This is a genomic window from Mesorhizobium sp., assembly GCF_024509055.1.
Classification (GTDB): Bacteria; Pseudomonadota; Alphaproteobacteria; order Rhizobiales; family Rhizobiaceae; genus Mesorhizobium.
The window spans coordinates 1-6,464 of sequence record NZ_JANINM010000045.1 but is presented as its reverse complement, the minus strand read 5'-3'; the positions used below and the strand labels follow the sequence as shown (position 1 = coordinate 6,464).

Sequence of the window (6,464 nt, the reverse complement as noted above, 5' to 3'; positions counted from 1 at the left end):
GCCGCTCATACCGCATTAGATCGCCGTGCGCCCGTTTGGGCGCACAAAGGACGATCTAACCTTATGAATCTACGCATCGTGCTTACCGAAAATCGAACCCGATTTTCGGGCCGATGCGGCAGCTAGCGCGCCGGCAACTGCCGCTTCGGCGGCCGGAATGGCATCGGGCGTGCCGACGGTGATCCAGCGGCCATGCATCTGCATGCCGAACAACCGGCCGGCGGCAATCGCCTTGTCGAAATAGACATTGAGCGAATGCGAGCCCTTAGGCGCGCCCCTGAAGATGCGCGGATGGATGATTGCCGCGCCTGCGTAGATCAGGCCGGCCGGGTCACCCTTGGAACGCCGCAGCGCGCCGTCCGGTGCAACCAGGAAATCGGTGCCGACGCAGTGTCCGGTCGCTGAGTCGAGATCGGTAAGCATCAGCAGAATATCCATTCTGGAGGCGTCCCATGCAAGGGCGAGGCGCTCGAGGCTGGGGTTGCCGCTGTCGATCCAGAATGTGTCGGCGTTGATGATGTAGAACGGCTCGTCGCCCAGAAGCGGCAGCGCCTTGACGATGCCGCCCGCCGATTCCAGCAAGGCTTCGCGCTCGTCGGAAATGACGATCTTCGGCGCTTTTCGGCCAGCGACGTGCGCGACGATCTGCTCGGGCAGGTAATGCACGTTGACCACGGCTTTGCTGACGCCGGTTGCCTCCAGGCTGTCCAGCCCCCAGTCGAGCAGCGTCTTGCCGGCGATCTTCACCAGCGGCTTCGGCATCGTGTCGGTGATCGGCCGCATGCGCTTGCCGAGACCGGCGGCCAGCACCATCGCGGTCGTCGGCTTCATGGCAAGCGTTCCTCGAGCAGCCCGTGGGCCATGTAGAAATCCTTCAGGCTCCCAAGCGCCGGATGCGCCAGCGCCCGCCGCAGATAGTCGCGGATGCGCGGCAGGTGTTTCAGATAGTAAGGCTTGCCGTCGCGTTTTTCGAGCCGCACGAAAATGCCGAGGATCTTTGAATTGCGCTGCGCCGCCATGATGGCATAGGCCTCGGCGAAGCCGGCGTCGTCAAAGGCGCCCGCCGCGCGCCGCGCCGCGACATAGGCCTCGACGGTCCGCCGCTCGATCCCGGGCGAGACGGTCACGCGAGCGTCCATGGCTAAAGAGGCGACGTCATAGGCCGCCGGGCCGATCAGCGCGTCCTGGACATCGACGATGCCAAGCCGGTCGAGGCCGGAACGTTCGCCGCGCCAGATGATGTTGGGCGAATGGAAATCACGCAGCATCAGCGTGTATTCGCTGGCCTCGAGCCGGTCGAGCGCAGCGTTCCATTCCTTGTGGTAGCCGGCTCGCAACTCATCGCTTGCCGGCTTGCCCGTGACCATCGGCACATACCAGTCGACTAGAAGGTCGGCCTCGATCAGCATGGCGTCGCGATCGAAGGGCGGCACGTCATGATAGATGCCGGGCGCGGCCTCCATGTGTTTGGCCCAGGCCTTGCCATGCATCATGGCGAGCAGCTCCGCCGCGGCTTCGTAACGTTCGGCGATCGGCTGGCCGTCGCTGCCCAAGAATCCTTCCGAGCCGAGATGCTCCAGCAGCAGGAAGCCCTGGTCGAGATCCTGCGTGTGGATCACCGGCACGCTGACGCCGGCGGCGAGCAGCGCCCTGTCGATGGCTACGAAAGCGGTGACCGATTGGGCAGTGTGGGCAATCACCGCATAGGGCTTGCCGTCGCGCACCGGCGGGCCGAGCACCAGGCGCGGCGAGTTCATCAAAACGTGCGGCGCCTGGCTGGGCAGCGAGACGATCTCGTAGGAGCGCGCCGAAGCGTCGCCGACGAAATGCCGGCGGCTGGCCTCGCCCCAGCCGGCGGAGGCCAGAAAATCGCGCATCGCGAGCGAGCGCGCCACACGCTCGAACACGGGGCCATGTCCCGACAGTTTCGCGATCCGGCCCTCACCCCGTTCGGCAAGCTCGACCTGGAGCGCGTTGCCCGGCAACCGGTCTCCGGCCCGTTCCGGCCATTCGATCAGGGCGGCGCCTTGCGTCAGCGCGTCGTCGAGGCCGAGTTCGTCGAGCTCATCGGGCGAAGAGAGGCGATAGAGGTCGAAATGATGGACCGGGATGCGCGTCTCGTAGCTCTGCACCAGCGTGAAGGTCGGGCTCGGCACTTCGAGCGTGGCGTCGTCGGCAAGCGTCCGGATGAGGGCGCGGGCCAGCGTCGACTTGCCGGCGCCGAGATCACCGTTCAGCGCGATCGCGTCGCCGGCGCGCAACGCCATGGCAAGGTCCTCGCCAAGCCTTGCCGTCGCCGCCTCGTCGGCAAGAAAACGCTCCAGCACCGCCTCTGCCATGCAGCCGCTACTCGGCCGCTTCGCGGATGCCCGTGGGCGTGTCGGGGAAGGTGCAGATCACCGTGGTGCCCTGGTCCTTGCCGGTCTCGATGCGCACCGTGCCGCCATGCAGTTCCACGAAGCTCTTGACGATCGACAGCCCCAGCCCGGCGCCGCGCCGGCGTCCGCCATTGGCGCGCGGCTCGAAGCGGCGGAACACCGATTCCAGCACGTCCGGCGGCATACCCGGCCCGTCGTCATGGACGGAGAATTCCACGCCTTCCGCCAACTGCCGGCAGGTTAACGTGATCGTGCTCGCCTCGGGCGCATAGTTGGCGGCGTTGCTCAACAGATTATAGAGGATCTGGCGGACCCTGATCTCGTCGCCGTGGAAGCTCTTCGGCGCCGCCGCCGCGTCGACCTTCAGCTTGATCGAATGCTCCTCCAGCCGGTCGGCCACCAGTTCGGCCGCCGCCGCGATGGTCCTGTCGATGCTCATCTCGGAAATGTCGAGCTGCATGATGCCGGCATCGACCGTCGCCAGGTCCAGTATGTCGTTGACGATGGTGAGCAGCACCGAGGATGACGAGCCGACATGCTCGACATATTCACGCTGCTTCGGTGTCAGCGGCCCGGTCGCTGGCAGCGACAGCAATTCCGTGAAGCCGATGATGTTGGTCAGCGGCGAGCGCAGCTCGTAGGAAACGTGCTGCACGAATTCGTTCTTCAACTGGTCGGATTTCTCCAGCGCCTCGTTCCTGTCCTTCAGCGCCCGCTCGACATTGACGGTGTCGGTGACGTCGACGAAGGTCATCATCACCTGCCCGTTGGGCAAATGGATGACGGCGTAGCTGAGCACTGTTCCGTTGACCAGTTCTGTCTGGCCGCGGCGGTCGCGGCGTTCGTCATCGAAGCCCGTGATGGCGGCGACGAAGCCAGCCCAGGGGCTGTCGGCCGCCCGGCGGTCGCAAAGATCGCGGATGGCCGAGACATGCACGTTGGGCTTGATGGCGTCCGGCTCGAGTCCCCAGAGGTTGACGAAGGCCGGGTTGGACAGGCGCAGCCGCCCGTCCGGCCCGAACACTGCTACGCCCTCGGCGAGATTGTCCAGCGTCTCGCCTTGCACGCGCACGGCGGTCCGGTAGCGGCTTTCGAGGTCGATCTTCTCAGTCAGGTTCTCGAACACCCAGGTGACGCCGCCCTTGGGCTGCGGGTTCGCCACCACGCGGATCGTCTTGCCGTCAGGCAGGTGCCACCAGTGCTCCTGCGATTCCACTGCGCGGTAGGCGGCAAGCAGGCTCTCCTTCCAGCGGCGCCACTCCGGCTGCTCGGCAATCTTGCCTTCGCTGCGCAGCCGGTCGAGCAGCAGCGCATTGTCGGGAGCGCTGTGCAGGAAGCCGCTGTCGAGGCCCCACAGCTTCTGGAAGGCCTGGTTGAAGAAGCGCAGCTTCTCGTCGGTGTCGAAGATCGCCACGGCCGTGTTGAGCTGGTCGAGCGTGTCAGCGTGGCTGCGCACGGTCCGCTCGTATTCACTGCGGATCGTCTCGATGGCACTGGTATCGCACGCAAGTCCGGCCGAGCCGTCGGCGCCGGAGAAGTCGGTCACCGCGAACATGCGGCGGTCGCCCTCGATCACCGTGGACAGCGTCTGCTCGAAGACGGGGCGCGACTTGTGCTGCTCCGCGATCTGCTCGCGCGCCTGGCCGCCGAGGAACTCCTTGGCCTCGCGAATGGCGGCCTCGGCGGTCTCTGACTCCACCGCATCGGCATAGGCGCGGTTGACCCATTTCAGCCGCCCGTCGGCCGAGCGTAGCCATGCCGGCATCTTCAACGCTTCGAGCAGTCCGAGCATGGTGTCGTACTCGGCGCCCAATCGCTGATTGTCGATCTTCAGCCTGGCTTGGCTGCGCAGCGTTTCGGAAAGCGAGATGAAGCGCACCAGCACATGCGCTGCGCTCTTGCGGCCATGCACTTCCAGCGGAATGCCGGCCTGTGTCTCGATGACGAGGTCGAAGGCCTTGGCCTTGTCGCGCAGTGCGGTGATGGCGTTCTCGAGCGCCGCCGCCGAACGTGGCATCAACCAGCGTCCGAAGGCCAGGAAGGCCGACCGGTCCTCGGGCGCGCCGCTTTCGAGCGGCAGGCTCCCGATCAGCTCGGGCTTCTTGCTGTCGGCGGCCCAGACGACCACCCGCTGATCGCGCAGATTGAGCAACGCCTCTGAACGTTGAAGCGCAGCATTGATGTCGGCGATGCGGGCCCTGAGTTGGACGTTCTGTGCCGAGGTTTTCGCGCGCTCACGGATAAGGAAGATGGCCGAGACCAGTGCCGCGCCCATCACGCCGACGAACATGGCAAGCTGCATCACTTCGACGGTGCTGACCGACGGCACCGCCTTTTGCACGGTGCCTGTCTCCGCATGCGCCGCCAGCCCAAGCAGCGGACCGGCGAGCGTGGAGGTGGTCAGGAGCTTGCCGATGCGGACGCCGAAGCGACGCACAAGGCCTCGGCTGCGGGCTGCGGAGCCGTTTATCCTCGAATCCGTATGGCCGCCGGTAACGGCCTGTCCCGCGCTTGGCGGGTAATCCCCCGGCATGTCTTGGTCCTCTTCGCCGCTTGAATGCAAGACCGCCTTGAATGCGTCCTCGGTCCTTCATGTCCCCGGACCGCGAATCACAACAATAACGCGTGCCGGAATCGGCGTGAAGAATCATTGGCGCAAAAAATAAAGCCGGGCGGAAAGTCAACGCCCGGCTTCAATATATTGTGGATATTTTCGATATGGTTAATAGCGGTAGTGTTCCGGCTTGTACGGGCCCTGGGGCGTCACGCCGATATAGGCGGCCTGTTCGCCAGACAGCTCGGTGAGCCGGGCGCCGAGCTTGTCGAGATGCAGCCGCGCCACCTTCTCGTCGAGGTGCTTGGGCAGCACATAGACCTGGTTCTGGTACTGGCCATGCTTGGAATAGAGCTCGATCTGCGCAAGCACCTGGTTGGTGAACGAGGCCGACATGACGAAGCTCGGATGTCCAGTCGCGTTGCCGAGGTTGAGCAGGCGGCCTTCCGAGAGAAGGATCATGCGCTTGCCGTCGGGGAAGGTGATCATGTCCACCTGCGGCTTGACGTTGGTCCATTTCAGGTTGCGCAGCGACGCCACCTGGATCTCGTTGTCGAAGTGGCCGATGTTGCCGACGATCACCATGTCCTTCATCGCCCGCATATGGTCGAGCGTGACGACGTCCTTGTTGCCGGTGGTGGTGATGACGATGTCGGCGGTGGGGGCGGCGTCTTCCAGCGTGACCACCTCATAGCCGTCCATCGCCGCCTGCAATGCGCAGATCGGGTCGACTTCGGTGACCTTGACGCGGGCGCCGGCGCCGCGCAGCGAGGCCGACGAGCCCTTGCCGACGTCGCCATAGCCGCAAACGACCGCGACCTTGCCGGCCATCATCGTGTCGGTGCCGCGCCGGATGCCGTCGACCAGCGATTCCTTGCAGCCATACTTGTTGTCAAACTTCGACTTGGTGACGGAATCGTTGACGTTGATCGCCGGGAAAGGCAGCAGGCCCTTCTTCTGCAACTGGTAGAGGCGGTTGACGCCGGTGGTGGTCTCCTCGGTGACGCCGCGGATCGCTTCCCGCTGCTTGGTGAAGAAGCCGGGCGAGGCCTTCATGCGCTTCTTGATCTGCGCGAACAGGATCTCTTCCTCTTCGCTGCCGGGATTGGACAGCACGTCCTCGCCGGCCTCGGCGCGCGCGCCGAGCAGGATGTACATGGTGGCGTCGCCGCCGTCGTCGAGGATCATGTTCGAGGTGCCGCCATCGGCCCACTGGAAGATCTGATCGGTGTAGTGCCAGTAGTCCTCGAGCGTCTCGCCCTTGATCGCGAAGACCGGAATGCCGGCTTCGGCGATCGCCGCCGCTGCATGGTCCTGCGTCGAGAAGATGTTGCAGGAGGCCCAGCGGATATCGGCGCCCAGCGCCTTCAGCGTTTCGATCAGCACGGCCGTCTGGATCGTCATGTGCAGCGAGCCGGTGATGCGCGCGCCCTTGAGCGGCTTCTTGTCGCCGAATTCCTCGCGGCAGGCCATCAGGCCCGGCATTTCGGTTTCGGCGATCTCGATCTCCTTGCGGCCCCAGCCGGCAAGCG

At 64.9% G+C, this 6,464-nt stretch carries 4 protein-coding genes; all 4 read right to left on the bottom strand.

Annotation, left to right across the window (positions count from 1 at the left end; translation table 11 throughout):
* Positions 1 to 69 precede the first annotated feature (69 nt).
* Positions 70 to 831 (bottom strand): nucleotidyltransferase family protein, encoded by a 762-nt coding sequence (locus Q0L57_RS02990; RefSeq protein WP_296737713.1) that lies wholly within the window; start codon positions 829 to 831, stop codon positions 70 to 72.
* Complete coding sequence (gene tsaE, locus Q0L57_RS02985) at positions 828 to 2,339, bottom strand: tRNA (adenosine(37)-N6)-threonylcarbamoyltransferase complex ATPase subunit type 1 TsaE (RefSeq protein WP_296737711.1); 1,512 nt, start codon at positions 2,337 to 2,339, stop codon at positions 828 to 830. Before tsaE ends, Q0L57_RS02990 begins: the two co-directional genes overlap by 4 nt.
* A gap of 7 nt (positions 2,340 to 2,346) precedes the next feature.
* Positions 2,347 to 4,911 (bottom strand): PAS domain-containing sensor histidine kinase, encoded by a 2,565-nt coding sequence (locus Q0L57_RS02980; RefSeq protein ID WP_296737709.1) that lies wholly within the window; start codon positions 4,909 to 4,911, stop codon positions 2,347 to 2,349.
* Between the two features lie 189 nt (positions 4,912 to 5,100).
* Positions 5,101 to 6,464 (bottom strand): adenosylhomocysteinase (ahcY, locus tag Q0L57_RS02975; RefSeq protein ID WP_296737707.1); only part of this gene is annotated, 1,364 nt, incomplete at its 5' end.